Genomic DNA, 19227 nt, shown 5'->3' on the forward strand with positions numbered 1-19227 from the left:
CAGACTGGGCGAAGATGGATTCCATTGTTCTGGAAGGGAAATTTTCAGGCCGACCGATTATTTTCGGCGGCCGGATGGAAAGTCAATTTCCATAGTGAGAATTATCTTTTCACTCTGTGCGCAGATGCGCCGGGAGTTCCGGCTCGCGGGACACGAGATCGGCAAACAGCATTTCGAAGTCACGGCCTTCGACCGCTTCGGCAAGACCGGTGAGCGCATTGTCGATGGCCTGCGCTTCCTCAGGATCGAGAACGCGCATCGCGGTGCCGAGATGGGTGAGCAGGTAGGTTCCGGGGTCCTGGGGGCCGACCAGCATCAGCGAGATCGGGGATATCGTTCCGTGGCGCTCGCATTGCGCGACGAATTCGCCGCCCGTGACCACTCGCATGGGAATGCCTATGCACATGGCATCCGTTCTCCATCATCCGTATTGCAGGAACGGGGGCCGAGGCGACCTTCGCCTCTCGGCCCCCGGAAGATTTCGATCGGGACCAGCCGGTTCAGCCGGCGATCAGCACCGCACCGGCAAGGGCGACCGCCGCCCCGGCGAGACGACCGACGATCAGGCCCGCCTTGCCGAAGCGCAACGATGCCAGACCGATGCCGATCAGGTGCAGGACGATGGTCGCCGCCATGAAGCCAGCGACATAGCCGCCGGCATGCGCCATTTCAGGCAGCTCGGAACCATGGGCATGGCCATGGAACAGCGCGCAGATACCAACGATAACGGCGGCAGCGGCGGTCGGGACCTTCACTTCAAAGGCAACCAGCAGACCGAGCACGGCAACCGTCAGCGCAATGCCGGTTTCCACCATCGGCAGCGGAACGCCGTATATGCCCATGAGCCCGCCAAGAGCCATGACGGAAACGAAAGCCGCCGGCACGATCCAGCGGGCGCGCCCGCCGAGTGTCGAGGCCCAGAAGCCGACGGCAACCATGGCCAGGATATGGTCAAGGCCGCTGAACGGGTGACTGACACCAGCCATGGCTCCGTCCGTATGAAGCCCGACATGCGCATTGGCGACGCCCGGCAGCGCGAGGACTGCAAGCGTCAGCGCCAGTTTGCGATAGTTCATGATAGTCTCCTCAAGGGTTGAGGGCAGCCGCTTCCGTGCGCCGCTCATAGCTTTCAAAATCGATGTCGTTTTCCAGAAGCGGCGGAACCGCCGCGCCCTGTGGTCGCCGTGTGACCGCGACGCCCCAACTGCGCAGGATACCCACCGCCGTCTCGACAGCCGCCGGAATGACGGCCTTGACCGGCGGGGTCAGCGGACCGCCCCAGTCTTCAAGATCCAGCGGCTGGCAACCGATCAGGGTCAGACGTTCCGGGTAATGGCCCATGAGGTCGGCAGCGCTCAGCACCTCCTGAAAGCCCGTCTGGTGAAGGCTCATCTTCTTGGCGCCGGTGAATTTCGGCACCTCGTCGTCTTCCACCACCTTCATCGTGCCCGGCTCAAGGCCGTAATCGATGGCGTCGAAAACGATCAGGCGATCGTGTTCGTTGACGAACTGCACGAGGTAAAGCCCCTGCGTACCGCCATCGAGGATGGTGACGTTGTCAGGTACTTCGTAGGCCTTGTGAAAGGCCTCCACCGCCCGCACCCCGAAGCCTTCGTCGGCCCAGAGTATGTTGCCGATGCCGAGCACGAGAATGCGCGGAGGGCTGATGTTTGCTTGCGCAGTCATCTCAGTCCTCCCGATCCTTGAACAGGCGCTCGCCCGATATCATCGAGGAGATGATGCTCTGACGGCTCATGATGTCCTCGCGAACGGCCACGTAGATGTGTACCATGACGAACAGCAAGATCACCCACATGCCGAAGTGATGATAGGTGTGGACGTCCTGGCTGTTGGGCCAGATCGAGAAGACCCAGCCGAACAGCGCATACTGCCAGCTGTCTCGTCCGGTGCCCTCGCTGTAGAGGGCGAACCCCGTGACGACCATGAAGATGAGCGGCAGCATGAAGGCGAGGAACATCGAGAACTGCGCCAGCGGATTGTGGCCGATGTATTTCTTCGGCTCCGACGCGAGGAAAGAGTACCACTTCACTTCGTGCAGCCACTCCCTCCAGTACTGCGCGCTCCAGAACGGCACGAAGAAGATCTGCCGGGCATGCGGATTGCCGACAAAGGCCCAGTAGACGCGCAGCAGCAGGAAGACCGTCAGGATCTGGCCGGCGGCGAAATGCGTGAACCGGATATAACCCATCAGATAGTTGGCGCTGGCCTCCCCCGGCATGCTCGGGAGAGGCGTTCCGATGAAATATCCGGTAAGCGCCAGCGTGAAGATCGCGAAGGCGTTCACCCAGTGCCAGATGCGGACCGGCGCTTCGTAGACGTAGACCGTCTCGACCTGTGCGGTGGCTTCCCCATGGGAATCAGCCGCCAGTGACTTGTTCGTGTTCATGACACCCCCTCCTCACCGGACCTGAACCTTGGACATTTCCTGACCGTCCGGGCTCATCACATGCGTCGAGCAGGCGAGGCACGGATCGAAGGAATGCAGCGTACGCAGGATCTCGAGCGGCTGCTCGGGATTGGCCATCGGCGTATCGAGCAGCGATGCCTCGAAGGCGCCGATATTGCCGTCCGGATCGCGTGGGCTGCCGTTCCAGGTGGTCGGGACCACGCACTGGTAGTTCTCGATCTTGCCGTCCTTGATCTTGATCCAGTGAGCAAGCGCGCCGCGCGGAGCCTCGGTGAAACCGACGCCCTTGACCTCCTTCGGCCATGTCTCCGGCTTCCACTTGTCTACGAAGGCCGTATTGCTGTCGCCGGCCTTGATATTGGCGATCAGCTTGTTCTGGAAGTGGCGCATCTGGTAGCCGGCCCACTGGGATTCCAGCGCGCGCGCGGCGGTGCGACCAAGTGTCGAGAACAATGCCGAGACCGGCAGGTCGAGATCCTTGAGGAGCTTTTCGACAGGGTCCTTGAACTCGGCCTTGTTCTGGGCATAGCCAATGATCCAGCGGGCCAGCGGACCGACTTCCATGGCATGGCCGCGCCAGCGCGGAGCCTTGATCCAGGAATATTTGCCGCTCTCGTCGAGTTCCTGAATGTTGGTCTTGGTGCCCTTGGCGTTGGGGCCGAGTTCGTAATGCGGCTCGGTGACACCGTCCCACGGATGCAGACCCTTGGTCTCGTCCGGATACTTGTACCAGGAGTGCGCGACGAATTCCTGGATCTGCTCGGGATCGGCGTGGTCGATCGGCAGGACCTCGGCGAGATTGCCGTTGATGATCGCGCCGCGCGGCAGCTTCAGGCTCGCCTCGGAATAGTCGTTGGCATGCTCCGGCACGTCGCCGTACGACATCACGTTCTTGCTGGAGAGACCGCCGCCATAAAGCCAGTCCTTGTAAAACGAGCCGATGGCGATGACGTCGGGCACATAAACCTTGTCGTTGAACTCGATGATCTGGTCGATGATCGAGGTGACCATGTTGAGCCGCTCGATATTGATCGCGCCGACGGCACCGGTGCCGTCGATGTTGATCGGGCACGGGACGCCGCCGACCAGCCAGTTCGGATGCGGGTTCTTGCCGCCGAAGATGGTGTGGATCTTGACGATTTCCTTCTGGAAATCGAGTGCTTCCAGATAGTGCGCCACGGCCATCAGATTGGCTTCGGGCGGCAACTTGTAGGAGGCGTTGCCCCAGTAGCCGTTCTTGAACGGGCCGAGCTGGCCGGATTCGACGAACTTCTTCAGGCGCGTCTGAATGTCCTTGAAATAACCCGGCGACGAAAGCGGCCAGTCGGATACCGATTGCGCCAGCGCCGAAGTCGCCTTCGGATCGGCGGAAATCGCGGAAACGACATCGACCCAGTCAAGCGCGTGCAGGTGGTAGAAATGCACCACGTGGTCATGCACCTGCAGCGCAAGCTGCATCAGGTTGCGGATCGAGTTGGCATTTTCCGGAATGGTGATGCCGAGCGCGTTCTCGACGGAACGCACCGAGGTCAGCGCATGCGTGCCGGTGCAAACGCCGCAGATCCGTTCGGTGAAGGCCCATGCGTCGCGCGGGTCGCGATTGCGCAGGATCACCTCGATGCCGCGCCACATAGTGCCGGTCGAGACCGCGTTGCGGATGATGTTATCCTGGTCGACATTGACCTCGACGCGCATGTGACCCTCGATACGGGTGACGGGGTCGACGACGATGCGCTTGCCGGAATTGTCCAGCGAGAAACCGTTGGGTGTCTGGAATGTCATGATGCTGTTTCCTGCCCGGATTGTTCTTATGCGTCGGCTTTTTCGCGCTTCGCGGTGACGCGCTTGACGGCGGTCAGCGCCGCATGCGCGGCAATCGCCCCACCTACGACGCCGGCCGCGGTCATGCCGATCTTGTCGGCGTTCGATTCGATGCCGAACTGCTGGATGTTGGTCAGGCGGTCATAGAAGCTGCCCTGATCCCAGAAATTGTCTTCCGAGCAGCCGATGCAGCCATGGCCCGACTGGATCGGGAACGAGACGCCGCCGTTCCAGCGAACGGTAGAGCAGGCGTTGTAGGTCGTCGGACCCTTGCAGCCCATCTTGTAGAGGCAGTAGCCCTTACGCGCGCCCTCGTCGTCCCATTCCTCGACGAACTGGCCGGCATCGAAATGCGGACGGCGGTAGCACTTGTCGTGAATGCGCTGCGAATAGAACATCTTCGGACGCCCCTGACGGTCGAGTTCCGGCAGCTTGCCGAAGGTGGTGATGTAGGTGACGACGCCGGTCATGACCTCGGCAATGGGGGGACAGCCGGGGACCTTGATGATCGGCTTGTCGCGAATGACCTTATCGATCGGGGTAGCCTGGGTCGGGTTCGGCTTCGCGGCCTGCACACAGCCCCACGAGGCGCAGGCACCCCAGGCGATGACTGCGAAGGCGTCTTCTGCCATCCACTTCAGCTTTTCGACGAAGGGCCGGCCGCCGTCGATGCAGAACATGCCGTCCTCGTTGAGCGGCGGATTGCCTTCAACGGCGAGGATGTACTTGCCCTTGTACTTTTCCTTGGTCTCTTCGAGGATCGCCTCGGCCTGATGACCGGCGGCAGCCATGATCGTGTCGTCGTAGTCGAGCGAAATCATCGACAGGATGACGTCCTTGACCAGCGGATGGGCCGAGCGGATGAAGCTCTCCGAACAGCAGGTGCATTCAAGCCCGTGCATCCAGATGACCGGAACGCGTTCCTTGGTTTCCAGCGCCTCGGCCATGGCGGTCGCAGCTCCCGGACCGAAGCCGAGGCTCGCGGCCGTCAGGCTGCAGAATTTGGTGAAGCTGCGCCGGGTGATCCCCTGGCGGCGAATGACGTCATAGAAAGTTTCAGCAGTTGCCATAAGTATCCCTCCGGCAGTTCCATTCCGTGGCCGCGCCGTTCGAACTCATCGCGGCTGCGTCAAAGCAACGCACAGCAAGAAGCGGACCACTTTGGACGCGTTCGAGATTTTTCCGGCTATGGATCTGATATAATTGCGTTATTTAACGACAAAGAGTCGCAGGAAATATGCGGTGCCGCAGACGACATGAAAAGCAGCATTACACCGCTGCAAGCCGTGTTGTCGGCTTCATGACTGTCGGGCCATCATCAGTGGGCGGTGCAGACCATGCAGGGATCGAACGAACGGATAACATGCTGCAATGCGGCCGACTTCGCGCCGAGACCGCCGGTATCGAGACCGGCAAGCGCACCTTCGAGCGGCCCGGGAACACCCGCGGCATCGCGCGGCGAGAAGTTCCAGGTGGTGGGAGCGATGATCTGGTAGCGCTCGATCCGGTCTGAGCGCACGCTCATCCAGTGGCCGAGCGCACCACGGGCAGCCTCCACCAGACCGACGCCGATTGCCTCTTCCGGCAGGGCGAAATGGCTGCAAAACTCGTCCTTCAGCCGAAGCTGACGAAGCCATCCCTGCATACTGTAGACGAGGAGCGCCGTTTCGATCAATCGGGCAACGACGCGCGTTCGAACGGAAGTGCCTCCATCACGGGCGATCAGCGCCTGAACCAGCGGATGCCCTGCCACAGCAAGCCGCGCGGCAGCGCCGGTCTCCACCGGAAAGCCGTCCAGTCTCGGAGCCTTGGCCCAGGAATAGGCCCCGTCCTTTTCTGCAACGGGAATGGTTTCGGCGTCCCATGGCCGGTCACCGGTTCGCACGAACCAGGAGTGGGCGACATCCTCGGAAATGCCGTCGATATCGAGCGGCAAGACCGTACCGTCCGCCTGCATGACGCCCGGCGGAAGCAACGAGCTTTCCGCCGTGTGATAGGCGCCGTAGGACAGGAGCTTGCCCGGCCCCTTGCCAAGCCGCGAAAGCGTCAGATCGTCGGCCAGCCTCAGGAAGAAGCGGAAGTCTCCGCCGGGTTCCTGCGCATAGGCGTCCAGTTCTTCCGACGTCTCCATGGCAAGCATCTGCTCCAGCGGCGCGCCATAGAGCGTCTGCGCAAGGAAGACCTCGAACTCTCCCAGAAGGGTCGCCAGTTGCACCCGCTCCCCGACGTCGATCGCACGCGTCGTGCCGCCGGGCTGGATGGCGAGCGAATGCGGCCACTTGCCGGCGATCACGCCCATGACCTCCAACAGCCGCTTGCGCATCGGCAGAAACTGCGCCGAACCGCCGCCGCTCACCGCCTTGAAGCGCTCCACGGCATGGCCGAACCAGCCTCTGGCGGCATATTCGTCGCGGGCGAAATCGGGCATGAAGAACAGGTAGAAATGGGTGAGATGGTCGGCGATGTTTTCCGCCGCATGCGCGAGATTGGTTGCCAGATAACCATTGGCAGCTGCCCGCCCGCCAGCGAGATTACGCAGCGCCGTGGCCGCAGCAACCGATTGCGATACCGAACAGATGCCGCAGATACGCGGTGCGATCACCAGCGCGTCCAGCCCCGGACGCCCGCTTAGCATCTGCTCGAAGCCACGATAAAGCGTCGTAGTGACCTCGGCCTTCTCGATCACGCCGTCCTTGATGTCTAGCGCAACCTCGAGATCGCCCTCGATACGATTGAAGGGACCGGCAACGACGCGGCTCATTCGCCTGATTTCCCGTTGCGCTTGGGGTCGAGGATGACGCGGTCGGAGGTGGCGTTTTCACGCACGCGATCCGGCGTTGCCGACTTCGACAGCGCAGCCAGCGCCACGAACCATGCCTTCGGCATGTCGAGCGGCAGGCCGACCGGAATACCGCCCACCTTCGGCGTTTCGAGAAAGCCTGTGGTACCCTCGAAACCGGGCGAGGTGCAGGCGATGCAGGAAAAGCCGCCATGGGTGCAGGAACCGCCGCCATTCCATCCGCGCTGGTTGCAGTCGCCGACCGCCTGCGTCGCCTTGCAGCCGAGATGCTCCATCAGACAACCGAGGTCGGACAGCTTCTCGGCGCTCGCCTTGAACTCGTAATATTCGTTGCGCTCGCAACCGTGATGGGCCAGCGTCTTGGCATAGAACTTCGGCCGGCCCAGACTGTCGAGGTCGCGTTCGTCGAAGTCGCCCATCTGCAGGCCGACGATGGTTTCCATGATCCAGCCCGGATGCGGCGCGCAGCCGGCGACATTGATCACCGGCAGGCCGGCAAGCGAACGATAGTCGCCACCGAGCGCGCCCCCGGAAAGAGAGCCCTCATATTGCAGCCCGCAGGCCTCCGTCGGGTCGGGCGCCGAAGCATGAATGCCGCCATAGGACGCACACGTGCCGACCGCCAGACAGTACTGCGCGTGCGGCGCAAGCCGGGTCACCCATTCCAGCATGGTGCGTCCCGTTCCCGCCAGACGGTTAAACAACCCGCTGCCATTGGGTCCACGCAGGATCGATCCTTCGATGCACAGGAAATCGAGCGGTGTCCGGCCCTCAGCCACGCCCTCGAGGATCTCGATGGCCTCGACACCGCTCTCTTCGCTCAAGGAAGGATGCCACAGCAGCTCGATGCCGAACGACTTGAGCTCGCGAGCCCAGCCCTGCGCGCCATTGTCCAATACCGACATGGTGCATCCGCCGCAACTGCCCGCTTGCAGCCACAGAAGCGTCATCGGTCGCTTGTCTTTTGTCATTCCGGCAAACATGATGGCGGAATGTCGCATCCCGGCACGAAGCGGTCAACCGGCGTTCGAGACGCCGGCTCGCGCATTCCGGGGCTGCCGGATTTCGATCCGGCAATCCATTAGCTCTCCCACGAAAACCAAGCTCGACCGGAAAGCAGACGCCTTGCTTAGCGAGTGACGTCGATGACGACGCGGCCGCGAATCTGCCCGGCGATGATGGCGTCGGCGAGTTCAGGAAGCTTCGACATCGGCTCGACCGTGGTAAGAGCCGAGAGATGATTGATGTCGAGCGATTCCGAAAGGGTCTGCCAGGCCCGCACGCGCTTCGCCATCGGAGCCATGACGGAATCGACGCCAAGCAGGGCAACACCGCGCAGGATATGCGGCAAAACCGTCGCCGGCAGATCCGCACCGCCGGCAAGACCGCAAGCCGCGACACCGCCTCCATAGACCGTCTGTGCCAGAACATTGGCAAGCGTGGTCGAACCGACGCTGTCCACCGCACCGCTCCAGCGCTCCTTCTGCAACGGCCCGCCCTTCTCGGAAAGGCTCGCGCGATCGATGAAAGCGGAAGCGCCGAGCGAGGCGAGATAGTCATGGGTCTCGGGACGTCCGGTGGACGCGGTCACCTTGTAGCCCCGCGCCGCCAGAAGACTGATCGCGACCGAACCGACGCCACCGGCAGCACCGGTCACCAGCACTTCGCCCTCACCCGGCTTGATGCTGCCCCAGTCCTCGAGCGCGTTGACACAGAGCGCCGCCGTATAACCGGCGGTTCCGATAGCCATCGCCTGTTCGAACGAAAACGTCTCCGGCAGAGGGATCAACCATTCCGGCTTCAGCCGCTGGAAGCGCGAATAGCCGCCCCACTCCGTTTCGGAAAGACCGAAGCCGTTGACGACGACCTTGTCACCGGCCTTCCACAGCGGCGAACGGGATTCGACGACCGTACCCGCGAGATCGATGCCAGCCACCAGCGGCATGCGACGCGCAATGCGCCCCTTGCCGGAGACAGCAAGGCCGTCCTTGTAGTTGAGCGTCGAAAACGCGATCTCGACCAGCACATCATTGTCAGGCAGGTCGGACAGGGAAAGTTGACGGAATTCCGGCTTTGGCTTTCCATCCACGGCATCGATGACGATCGCGGTAAAGGTTTCGGTCATGATAGGGTAATGCTCCTGGCCTTGGATGATGATGGTGTTTGAATTCACGCCGGCGCGTTGCCGGCGGAAGCCGCACGGCTTTCGCGTGCCGAAACAGCTGTCGCGTAGGACTGGCTGACATAATCGAGAAGAGCGCCGAGTGCAGCAATCGCGCGGTCGGCATCCCTGAGACGGACGGCGTCGAGAATTTCCCGGTGGAAGTCCGCTACCTGACGGCGTTCCCGAACCCGGAAGACGATCATGTTGGTTACCGGGATGAAGGATTCGATGACGGTGTACATCATCAGCTTCAGCGGCCCGTTACCGGTCGAATCCACAAGCGCGCGATGGAAACGCACGTCGGACGCACAGAAATCCTCGTCGCTGATCGTTTCGTCTTCCTGAACCCGGATCTCGTCTTCCATCAGTGCAAGATGCTCATCGCTGCGGTTTTCGACGGCCAACCGGCAACAGATCGTTTCGGTTTCCCGCCGCGCCACGACGATCTCGTCGATATCGAAGGCGCCGACGCCCACCAGCAGCGTCGCCGCACCGGTGATCGCCTTGGAAAGGCCTTCCGGGTCCGGCCGCTTGACGAAATTGCCGCCAGTCGGGCCGCGCTTGGAATGAATGAGGTTTTGCGCAGCAAGTCGCTTCAGCGCCTCGCGCACTGTCGGGCGAGAAATGCCGAAGCTGCGCGCAAGCTCTTCCTCGCTCGGCAGCCGCTCGTCGATCTTCAGCCGTCCATCCATGATTGCCGACCGGATATTGTCGGACACCTGCTTGGCGATGCCCGTTCGCACGACCTCGTCATATTTCAGGATCATTACCCGTCTCCCCTTGATTTTTACGAGCATGCCATGATTGCCGAGGGAACGCCATAGCCTTTTAAATATAGGTTTGACAAATATCGGAACCTGTATAACGATGCCCCTAACCATTCAGGGGAACAACAAAAAATGAATAGCGGGACGGGCTCAAACCCGGCCGTTGGCGACGTGCGCCCGGCGACCAGCGATGCCAAGGAGGCGAAGCTCTCGGCGTTGATCGGAGCGCTTTCGGCGCGCCTCGACCAAGGCGCGTTGCTGATGGGCGACGATGTCGGCGACGGCTATCGCGGCGACGCCACGGATGACCGCGGCCCTCGCCCGGCGCTCGTATTGAGACCGCGTGATACCGCGGACGTTTCCCTCATTCTCTCCACCTGCAATGATCTCGGCCAGCCCCTGGTGATCCAGGGCGGCAGAACTGGCCTTTCCGGCGGCGCGCGCCCACGCGAGGGCGAGGTGTCGCTTTCGCTGGAGCGCATGACGCGTCTCGAGAATGTCGACCTGCGGGCCGGAACGCTCGTCGTGGAAGCCGGCGTCACCATGCAATCAGTTCAGGAGGCGGCAGAAGAGGCCGGCTTCCTGTTCGGCGTCGATATCGGCGCCCGTGGCTCCTGCACGGTGGGCGGTAACATCGCCACCAATGCCGGCGGCATTCGCGTCCTGCGCTATGGCATGTACCGCGCTCAGGTCCTCGGTCTTGAAACGGTCCTGCCGGATGGCTCGGTGCTCTCTTCGCTCAAGGGACTGCCCAAGGACAATTCCGGTTACGACCTCAACCAGTGCTTCATCGGCTCCGAGGGCACGCTCGGCGTCGTCACGAAAGCCTGCCTGCGCCTGCATCCGCTGCCGCCGCTGCAGGTCAACGCGCTCTGCTCACTGCCGTCGCTTGCCGCCGCCCAGGCACTGCTTGCCCGTCTTCGCCAGGAGCTCGGCCCGCTGCTTTCCGCCTTCGAGGTGATTTTTCCGGAGGTCTATGCGGGCGTGGCTACGGGCGGTTTCGCCACGCCGCCGCTTCCCGTCGGCGCCGGCCTCTATGCCCTCGTCGAGATACAAGGACAGGACGAGAGCGAGAACCACGAACGCTTCGCCGCAACGTTGATGAGCGCGGTCGAGGCCGGTCTTGTGGATGACGTGGTCGTATCGCAATCGCCTAGGGATTATCGTGGTCTCTGGGCGCTTCGCGAAGCCTGCAGCGCCTTCATCTTCAGCATGGACCGCATGGTCGGCTTCGATGTCAGCATTCCACTCGCCCGCATGCAGGATTTCCTGACCGATGCGGCGGTCCGGTTGCTCGCGATAGACAGCTCCGCCCGCCCCTATGTCTTCGGCCATCTTGGTGACGGAAACCTGCACTACATGGTCAGGACGGATCGCTACGAGGACATCGCTGATGCCGTCTTCGATGTCGTTGCCGAAACGGGTGGAGCCATTTCCGCCGAACACGGCATCGGGCTCGACAAGAAGAAATGGCTGCCGCTGGTGCGCAGCGCTTCCGAGATTGCCGCCATGCGCCGCATGAAACGCGCATTCGACCCCAATTTCATCCTCAATCCGGGTCGCGTCTTCGACATGGAGACCGAAGCCGCTGGAAAGGCCCCAAGATGAACCTTCCCGTCGCTCCGTCGCGCATTGCCGCCAGCCACCAGATCAACGAGAGCATCGACCTCGACGACCGCTACCGATTGGAGGAAGGCCGCATCCTCGTTTCCGGTACCCAGGCCCTCGTCCGCCTGCCGATGATCCAGCGCGAACGCGACCTCGCCGCCGGCCTCAATACGGCGGGATACGTCTCCGGCTACCGCGGTTCTCCCCTTGCCGGCTTCGACCGGGAAATGGTCAAAGCGCGCAAATATCTTGAGAAGGCGCATATCAAATTCCAGCCGGGCCTGAACGAGGACATGGCGGCAACCGCCGTCTGGGGCACGCAGCAGACCGGCATGTTCAAGGGCAACCGCTATGACGGCGTCTTTTCCATGTGGTACGGCAAAGGCCCCGGCGTCGACCGCAGCATGGACGTGATCCGCCACGCCAATGCGGCCGGCACCAGCCAGCATGGCGGCGTGCTGCTTCTCGTCGGCGACGATCATGGCGCCGCCTCCTCCACCCTGCCCCACCAGAGCGAACACAACCTGATCTCCGCCATGGTGCCGCTGCTTTCGCCGGCAGGCATTGCGGAATACATCGACTACGGCCTCTACGGCTGGGCCATGAGCCGCTATTCCGGGGCATGGATCGGCTACAAGTGCCAGACGGAAATCGTCGAATGCACGGCAACGGTGGAGATCGGCCCCGGCCGTCCCTCGATCATCCTTCCCACGGACGGACCCGCGCCGGGCGAACTGTCGCTGCGCTGGCCCGACGGCCCGCATGCCATGGAACTGCGGCTCGAGCGCAAGATCGAGGCCGTGAAGGCCTTTGCGCGCGCCAATCATCTCGACCGGCGTTCCGGAACTTCGTCGCGCGGCCGGCTCGGCATCATCTCGACCGGCAAGTCCTGGCTCGATCTCCTCGGCGCGGTCGCGGCACTGGGCCTGCGCGAAAGCGATCTGGAACGGCTCGGCATTGGCCTCTACAAGGTCGGCCTGACATGGCCGCTGGAGCCGGAAGGCATCTCCCGCTTCGCGCTGGATTTCGACGAGATTTTCGTCGTCGAAGAAAAGCGACCGGTGATCGAGGAACAGTTGAAGGCCCTGCTTTTCAACCTGCCCGCCGACCGGCGTCCGCGCGTTTTCGGCAAGACCGGCGATGCAGGCGAACGGTTGCTGCCGTCGATCGGCGAAATCTCCATGGTCGCCGTCGCCCGCGCCTTGGTTCAGCGCCTCGGTGGCAAGGAAGGCCCGCTCGGTCCGGCAGCACTGCGACTAGAAGAGATCACCGGCGCCGTGGCCGATGACACCCCGGCTCTCAAGCGGGAGCCCTATTTCTGTTCGGGTTGCCCGCACTCCATCTCGACGCGCATTCCCGATGGCAGCCGCGCCACGACCGGCATCGGCTGTCACATGATGATCATCGGCGTCGAGGACCGCAATACATCCACTTTCACCCAGATGGGCGGCGAAGGCGGTGCGTGGATCGGCCTTTCGCCCTTCACCGACGAGAAGCACATCTTCGTCAACATGGGCGACGGCACCTATTTCCATTCCGGCCTTCTCGCCATCCGGGCGGCCATCGCCGCCAAGGTCAACGCCACCTACAAGATCCTGTTCAACGACGCGGTCGCCATGACCGGCGGCCAGCGTCATGACGGCGAACTCAGCGTTCCCGCCGTCGTCGACCAGATGCTCGCCGAGGGTGCACGCCGCGTCGTGGTCGTCGCCGAAAACCCCGATGCCTGGATCGGCCGCCTGCCGCGTGAAGTCTCCATTCATCCGCGCGATGAACTGGATGCCGTGCAACGTGATCTGCGCGAAACCGAGGGCGTGACGGCGTTGATCTACGATCAGGTCTGCGCGGCCGAAAAGCGCCGCCGCCGCAAGCGCGGTGCCTTCCCGGTGTCCGACAAGCGCGCCTTCATCAACGAACTCGTCTGCGAAGGCTGTGGCGACTGTTCCGCCGTCTCCAACTGCATTTCCATCGAACCGAAGGAGACGGAACTGGGACGCAAGCGGCGGATCAACCAGTCGAGCTGCAACACCGACCTCTCCTGCATCAAGGGCTTCTGTCCGAGCTTCGTCACGGTCGAGGGCGGCAAGATCCGCAAGCCCGCGGGCCGCGCGGCGAGCATCGACGCCTCCAATCTGCCGCTGCCGGTGATCGAGGCCGATCTCAGCCAGCCGTACAACATGCTGCTCGCCGGCATCGGCGGCACCGGCGTCATCACCGTCAGCGCCATCCTGTCGATGGCCGCCCATATCGACGGCCGCGCCGTGCTGACGCTCGATCAGACCGGACTTGCCCAGAAGAACGGTGCCGTCGTCTCTCACCTTCGCATCGCCGCCAATCCCGAAGCGCTGAACACCGTACGCATCGGCCCCGGCGAAAGCGATGTCGTGCTGGGCTTCGACGTCGTGGTATCAGCCGGTCGCACCGCGCTTCCGACCTTCGTCAAGGGCCGCACCCGCGCCGTCATCGACGATCATTTCGCCCCGACCGCAGCCTTCGTGCAGAACACCGCAATCGACCTTCGTCAGGAAGTCACGCTGCGCGCGCTGAAGAAGGCGGCCGGCGAGGACGCCCTCGCACTGGTGCCGGCAACGACGGCAGGAACCGCACTGCTCGGCGATGCCATCGCCGCCAACATGCTGTTGCTCGGCAATGCCTGGCAGCGCGGGTTGATTCCGATCAGCCTCGACGCCATCCAGCGCGCCATCGAACTCAACGGCACCGGCGTCGTGATGAACCGTGCCGCCTTCGACTGGGGCCGCCGTCTCGCTGTAGAACCCGATGCGGTTGCCAAGGCCGCAGGCCTCTCGCAGGAAGCGCCCGAGGCGGAAACCCTCGACATGCTGATCGACAAGCGCGTCGCCTTCCTGACCGACTATCAGGACGCGGCTTATGCCCGGCGCTACCGCTCGCTGGTGGAACGGGCGCGCACCGCGGAAGCGGCCCTCGGCGGCAAGGGCGAATTCGCCGAGGCCGTCGCCCGCAACGCCTTCAAGCTCATGGCCTACAAGGACGAATACGAAGTGGCCCGGCTTCACCGCGATCCGTCCTTCGCCAAGGCGATTTCCGAACAGTTCGAGGGCGATTTCCGCATTCGCCATCATCTGGCGCCACCGCTTCTGTCGCGCCACCTGGATGCGCGCACCGGCCGGCCGGCGAAGATCGCGCTCGGCGCATGGATCGGCCCGGTCTTCGGCATCCTCGCAAAGCTGAAGGGCCTGCGTGGCACCCGTTTCGACCCCTTCGGACGGACGGAGGAGCGTCGGATGGAACGCCGCATGATCGAGGACTATGCGGCGCTGGTCGAGGAACTCTCCGCAGGCCTTTCCCGGGCGGGCCTGAACGCCGCCGTAGAGATTGCCGGTCTGCCGGACATGGTGCGCGGCTTCGGACCGGTCAAGCTTGAGAGCGCCGGTCGATACGAAACGCGCAAGAGCGAACTGGTCGGACGCTGGCGCAGCGAAGCGCCGCTTTCCCGGACGGCATGAAGAGGAGGCGTCGAGGATGAAACTGGTACCGAAGGACGAGCCCATGGCTGAGAAAATCATCATCGACACCGATCCGGGTCAGGACGACGCCTTTGCCATTCTGCTGGCGCTTGCCAGCCCCGAAGTCGAACTGTTGGGCATCACCACGGTCGCCGGCAATGTTCCGCTGAGCCTCACCCACCGCAATGCGCGGCAGGTGCTGGAACTCGCGGGCCGGCCCGAAGTCCCCGTCTTCGCAGGCTGCGCGAAACCAATGGCCGTGCCGCTGGTCACCGCCGAACATGTTCATGGCGCAACTGGGCTCGACGGAGCCGAACTGCCGGAACCTGTCATGCCGCTGCAGGATCGCCATGCCGTCGACTTCATCATCGATACGCTGATGAGTGAACCTGAGGGATCCGTGACGCTCTGCCCGCTTGGTCCCCTCACCAATATCGGGACAGCGCTGACCAAGGCCCCGGAAATCGCCTCGCGCATCCGTCGCATCGTCCTGATGGGGGGAGGCCTGTTCGAAGGCGGCAACATCACACCTGCCGCCGAGTTCAACATCTTCGTCGATCCGCAGGCCGCCGCCATCGTCTTCGCCTCCGGCGTCCCGATCGTCATGATGCCGCTCGACGTGACCCACAAGGTGCGCACGACGCGCGAACGGGTCGAGCGCATCCGTGCCCTGGAAGGTGAGTTCGGCGCGGTGACGGCCGGCTGGCTCGACTATTTCGAGCGCTTCGACGAGGAGAAATACGGAACCGACGGCGGCCCGCTGCACGATCCGAACGTGATCGCCTACTTGATCCGGCCGGACATCTACGACGGTCGCCATTGCAACGTCGAGATCGAGACCGAATCCGAACTGACCAAGGGCATGACGGTGGTCGACTGGTGGAAGGTCAGCGGCCGCCCGGCCAATGCGTTTTTCGTCCGTGACGTGGACGACGCGGCATTCTTTTCGCTTCTGACGGAGCGTCTGGCGGTTCTGGCGTCTGCGACATCCGTTGCGCCGCGCCAGCGGGTCGGCGCATGAGCCGAGGCAAAGAGGGAGCGGTGCCGAAAGTTGCCGGACACCGCCCCAAAAACCGGCCTTCGGGGGATGAGAAGGCCGGGGGAACTTTAGTCGTCCAGCCCCTTGAACGGGGCGTCACGCACCTCGAGATATTCCTTCAGGGACATCTTGCCGAGATTGGCCATCCACTCCTGACCCTTGCGGCTGACGTGGAGTGCTGCGATCGCATGCACGTTGTAGTCCATCGAGGTCATCAGGCCGGCAGCGATCTGCTGGTTGTTGATAGATGCCTTGGCATACTTGATCGCCGGAACCGGCATGCGCGCCAGCTTGCGGGCGAGGTTCTCGGTCTTTTCCTTGAGCTCGGCGGCCGGCACGATCTTGTTGATCAAATGCATCCGCAGCGCTTCCTCGGCATCGACGACATCGCCGGTATACATCAGATAGCGAACGTCGCGGGTGGCCATGAGCCAGGGCATGAACAGCGAGGGCGGACCGGAATTGTGACGCACTTCCGGCTCGCCGAACTTGGCGGTGTCGGCGGCGATCGCGAGGTCGCAGGCCATCATCAGTTCGAGAGCGCCGGCAAGCGCATAGCCGTTGACGGAAGCGATGACCGGGATCGGCGCCTTCCAGATGTTGAGGAGCGCCTGGGTGTTCTCACCCATGTCGGCATGCCAGTCCTCGATATCGACGTCATAATCGGCACCCTGCAGATCGTAGCCGGCGGAGAACGCCCGGCCGGCACCCGTGATCACCAGCGCATTGATATCCGGATCCGCGACGGCCGCAGCCACGGCGGCGTCGATTTCACGGATCGCCGTCTTGTTCATCGCATTCAGCTTGTCAGGACGGTTGAGGGTGATGGTCGCGAACTTGTCGGTCGCGTCCTTCTCGAAAAGGATGGTCTCGAAAACAGGCATGTCGCTCATGGGGGCGTTCCTTTCGTGAAATCTCTAGCGGCCGACAGTGAGTGCGCTGATGGCGACGGCAATCCTTGCCGCGAGCGCGGCGTTGTTCATCACCAGCGCGATATTCGCCTTGAGGCTGCTGCCCTCGGACAGTTCGTTGATCCGGGCAAGCAGGAAAGGCGTCACGTCCTTGCGGGTCACGCCGCGCTCTTCAGCCTCGGCGAGAGCATCGGCAATCGTCGCATTGATGAAGGCCGGATCGAGTGCCGCATCTTCCGGAATGGGATTGGCGATCAGCAGGCCCGTTCCCGAACCGAGCGTATGGTGGCTGACGATGGCCTTGGCGAGATCCTCGGCGCTGTCGAGACGATGATCGGCCTTCTCGCCGCTGTCTCGGGTGAAGAAGGCGGGGAAGGCATCCGTGCCGTAGGCGATGACCGGAACGCGCTGCGTCTCGAGAAATTCCAGCGTCTTCGGAATATCGAGGATCGACTTGACGCCGGCGCAGACGACGGCCGTGCCCGTCCGGCCGAGTTCGGTGAGATCGGCCGAGATGTCGAAGCTCTCCTCCGCGCCGCGATGCACGCCGCCGACGCCACCCGTCGCGAAGACCGGAATGCCGGCAAGCTCGGCAATGCGCATGGTCGCCGAAACCGTCGTGCCGGCCGTACCACCACGCGTCATCACTGCGGCGAGATCGCGACCCGAAGCCTTGACCGCGCTCTTGTCGGCGGCAAGCGCGGCAAGCGTTTCGCGATCGAGGCCGGCATGCAGCTTGCCGCCAATCACGGCGATGGTCGCGGGCACCGCGCCGTTCGCCCGGATGGTGTCTTCCACCGCAATCGCGGTTTCCAGATTGGCCGGATATGGCATGCCATGGGTGATGATGGTCGATTCGAGCGCCACGACGGGACGGCCGTCAGCAAGCGCTGCGGCAACTTCGGCACTCATTTCGGGTTTCAGGAGAGGCATGATTTCAGTTGTTCCTTTCAGTATGCAGGCGAGTCAGTCTTCGAGGCGATGAAGGTTCGCCTCGATGAAATGCGCCGAAAGTGCGGGGTGAACGCTGGTGGTGCATTCGGTAGTAAGCGTGCCCATGAGGCTGCCGATGCGGGCCGCGCGGACGATATCGTCACCGGAAATGATCCGGTTGAGTGTCGCGGCGATCATCGCGTCGCCGGCACCGGTCATGTCGACCGGCCGAGCCGGAACCGCTGCGAAGCTCGCAATCCCGTCCTGCGCGGCAACGGCAACGCCGGTGGAACCGAGGGTGACCACGGCTTCGGTAGCGCCCGCGGCCTGGAGTGCGCGCGCCGCATCGCGCGCCTCATCCAGCGAAGCGCCGGATGCCGGCATCTGCCAGCCGAGGAAGGCGCAAGCCTCCGCAATGTTCATGAAGACGATATCGACGCCGGAAAGATCCTTCGGCAGTCGGGCGACCTTCGGCGTCGAAACGGCGTCGATCGCAAGCCTCGCGCGCGAACCGCGCTTACGCACGATCAGCGCCTCGAGAGTTTCGGCCGGAAGGTTGCAGTCGGCAAAAATCCAGGTGGCCGAACCGATATGCGACCAGACGCGGTCGAGCACGGCCGGCTGGAACTCCTCGAAGATCGCCATGTCGGCAAGACCAAAGCGCAGGGCGCCGGTCGATTCCAGCAGCGCGACGTATTCGGCGGTGCGACCCTTGTCGCTGATCTGCACCTGGCTGACATCGACGCCCCGCTCGCGCAGATGGCCGAGGATCTCCCGGCCCGGCTCGTCATTGCCGATGATCGAGATGAAACTCGTTTCCGTGCCGAGCAGGGCAAGGTTTTCCGTCACGTTGCGTGCTACGCCGCCACTGGTCCGCGATCCCTGAACGGGATTGGAAGTATCTTCCACCAGCGGATCGAGTGCGCGATACTTGCGGTCGAAGACGGCACCGCCAAGGCAGGCAACACGCCGGGCCGCCGGCAGCACATAGCCGCGACCGAGAATGTAGCCCTTCTGAATGAGCTGGACGATATGCGCGGCAACGGTGGAGCGCGCCAGCCCCATCATGGTGGCGATCTCCTGCTGCCCGGCAAAGGGATTGGCCTTCACCAGCTCCAGAACCGCGCGTTCCTGCTCTCCGAGTTCTTCCATCCTTGCCCGACCGCGTTTTTCGAAAAATTGCTGCTATCGGGATATGGACAACAACAGATGTTTTTGTCAACATCTGTTTATAAAAGGAGCGACGATCAAGATCGCTCCATGCCAGAGGG

Annotated in this window: 16 protein-coding genes; 3 read left to right on the forward strand and 13 right to left on the reverse strand. The window is 63.0% G+C overall.

Translation table 11 applies throughout. The features are described 5' to 3' along the window. Window positions 1-109: 109 nt before the first annotated feature. From H4I99_RS21940 to H4I99_RS21985, 10 genes are all read right to left on the reverse strand, one after another. Complete coding sequence (locus tag H4I99_RS21940) at window positions 110-406, reverse strand: HypC/HybG/HupF family hydrogenase formation chaperone (protein ID WP_163901497.1); 297 nt, start codon at window positions 404-406, stop codon at window positions 110-112. A 94-nt stretch (window positions 407-500) separates the two neighbouring features. Continuing rightward, complete coding sequence (gene hupE / locus H4I99_RS21945; RefSeq protein ID WP_163901499.1) at window positions 501-1076, reverse strand: nickel permease HupE; 576 nt, start codon at window positions 1074-1076, stop codon at window positions 501-503. A 10-nt stretch (window positions 1077-1086) separates the two neighbouring features. Continuing rightward, a complete protein-coding gene (locus H4I99_RS21950; RefSeq protein ID WP_163901501.1) occupies window positions 1087-1686 on the reverse strand; it encodes a hydrogenase maturation protease HybD family protein in 600 nt (199 codons plus the stop codon). A 1-nt stretch (window position 1687) separates the two neighbouring features. Next, window positions 1688-2407 carry a Ni/Fe-hydrogenase, b-type cytochrome subunit gene (cybH, locus tag H4I99_RS21955; protein WP_163901503.1) on the reverse strand — a complete coding sequence of 240 codons (720 nt, stop codon included), beginning with the start codon at window positions 2405-2407 and terminating at the stop codon, window positions 1688-1690. Window positions 2408-2419: 12 nt separating this feature from the next. Continuing rightward, window positions 2420-4210: a nickel-dependent hydrogenase large subunit gene (locus tag H4I99_RS21960; RefSeq protein ID WP_163901505.1), complete on the reverse strand. Its 1791-nt coding sequence runs from the start codon at window positions 4208-4210 to the stop codon at window positions 2420-2422. A 26-nt stretch (window positions 4211-4236) separates the two neighbouring features. Next, the gene (locus H4I99_RS21965; RefSeq protein WP_099059160.1) at window positions 4237-5319 is read right to left on the reverse strand and encodes a hydrogenase small subunit; all 1083 of its coding nucleotides are present in this window, start codon (window positions 5317-5319) and stop codon (window positions 4237-4239) included. 248 nt (window positions 5320-5567) lie between these two features. Beyond that, window positions 5568-7010, reverse strand: coding sequence for a nickel-dependent hydrogenase large subunit (locus H4I99_RS21970; RefSeq protein ID WP_163901507.1), 1443 nt, complete (start codon window positions 7008-7010; stop codon window positions 5568-5570). Further along, window positions 7007-8020, reverse strand: coding sequence for an NADH-quinone oxidoreductase subunit B family protein (locus H4I99_RS21975; RefSeq protein WP_186663393.1), 1014 nt, complete (start codon window positions 8018-8020; stop codon window positions 7007-7009). Before H4I99_RS21975 ends, H4I99_RS21970 begins: the two co-directional genes overlap by 4 nt. Before the next feature lie 158 nt (window positions 8021-8178). Further along, the gene (locus H4I99_RS21980; protein ID WP_163901509.1) at window positions 8179-9174 is read right to left on the reverse strand and encodes an MDR family oxidoreductase; all 996 of its coding nucleotides are present in this window, start codon (window positions 9172-9174) and stop codon (window positions 8179-8181) included. A 44-nt stretch (window positions 9175-9218) separates the two neighbouring features. Then, the gene (locus H4I99_RS21985) at window positions 9219-9980 is read right to left on the reverse strand and encodes a FadR/GntR family transcriptional regulator (protein ID WP_163901511.1); all 762 of its coding nucleotides are present in this window, start codon (window positions 9978-9980) and stop codon (window positions 9219-9221) included. A gap of 132 nt (window positions 9981-10112) precedes the next feature. Between H4I99_RS21985 and H4I99_RS21990 the strand changes: the two genes are divergently transcribed. Genes H4I99_RS21990 through H4I99_RS22000 form a run of 3 tightly spaced genes read left to right on the forward strand, consistent with a single transcriptional unit; the run spans window position 10113 to window position 16094 of the window. Beyond that, a complete protein-coding gene (locus H4I99_RS21990; RefSeq protein ID WP_163901513.1) occupies window positions 10113-11588 on the forward strand; it encodes an FAD-binding oxidoreductase in 1476 nt (491 codons plus the stop codon). Next, on the forward strand, window positions 11585-15073 hold the full coding sequence (locus tag H4I99_RS21995) for an indolepyruvate ferredoxin oxidoreductase family protein (RefSeq protein ID WP_163901515.1): 3489 nt from the start codon (window positions 11585-11587) through the stop codon (window positions 15071-15073). The genes H4I99_RS21990 and H4I99_RS21995 overlap by 4 nt, the downstream gene beginning before the upstream one ends. A gap of 43 nt (window positions 15074-15116) precedes the next feature. Then, on the forward strand, window positions 15117-16094 hold the full coding sequence (locus H4I99_RS22000) for a nucleoside hydrolase (RefSeq protein WP_163905887.1): 978 nt from the start codon (window positions 15117-15119) through the stop codon (window positions 16092-16094). Between the two features lie 86 nt (window positions 16095-16180). On the opposite strand, the gene H4I99_RS22005 is transcribed toward H4I99_RS22000, so the two are convergent. From H4I99_RS22005 to H4I99_RS22015, 3 genes are read right to left on the reverse strand one after another with little or no spacing between them, the layout of a single operon-like run. Then, window positions 16181-17005 carry an enoyl-CoA hydratase/isomerase family protein gene (locus tag H4I99_RS22005; RefSeq protein WP_163901517.1) on the reverse strand — a complete coding sequence of 275 codons (825 nt, stop codon included), beginning with the start codon at window positions 17003-17005 and terminating at the stop codon, window positions 16181-16183. Window positions 17006-17029: 24 nt separating this feature from the next. After that, window positions 17030-17956, reverse strand: coding sequence for a pseudouridine-5'-phosphate glycosidase (locus H4I99_RS22010; protein WP_163901519.1), 927 nt, complete (start codon window positions 17954-17956; stop codon window positions 17030-17032). Between the two features lie 33 nt (window positions 17957-17989). Further along, window positions 17990-19108 (reverse strand): carbohydrate kinase, encoded by a 1119-nt coding sequence (locus tag H4I99_RS22015; RefSeq protein WP_163901520.1) that lies wholly within the window; start codon window positions 19106-19108, stop codon window positions 17990-17992. Window positions 19109-19227: the final 119 nt, after the last annotated feature.

This window comes from Paenirhizobium daejeonense, from assembly GCF_014280875.1.
GTDB classification, from domain to species: domain Bacteria; phylum Pseudomonadota; class Alphaproteobacteria; order Rhizobiales; family Rhizobiaceae; genus Allorhizobium; species Allorhizobium daejeonense.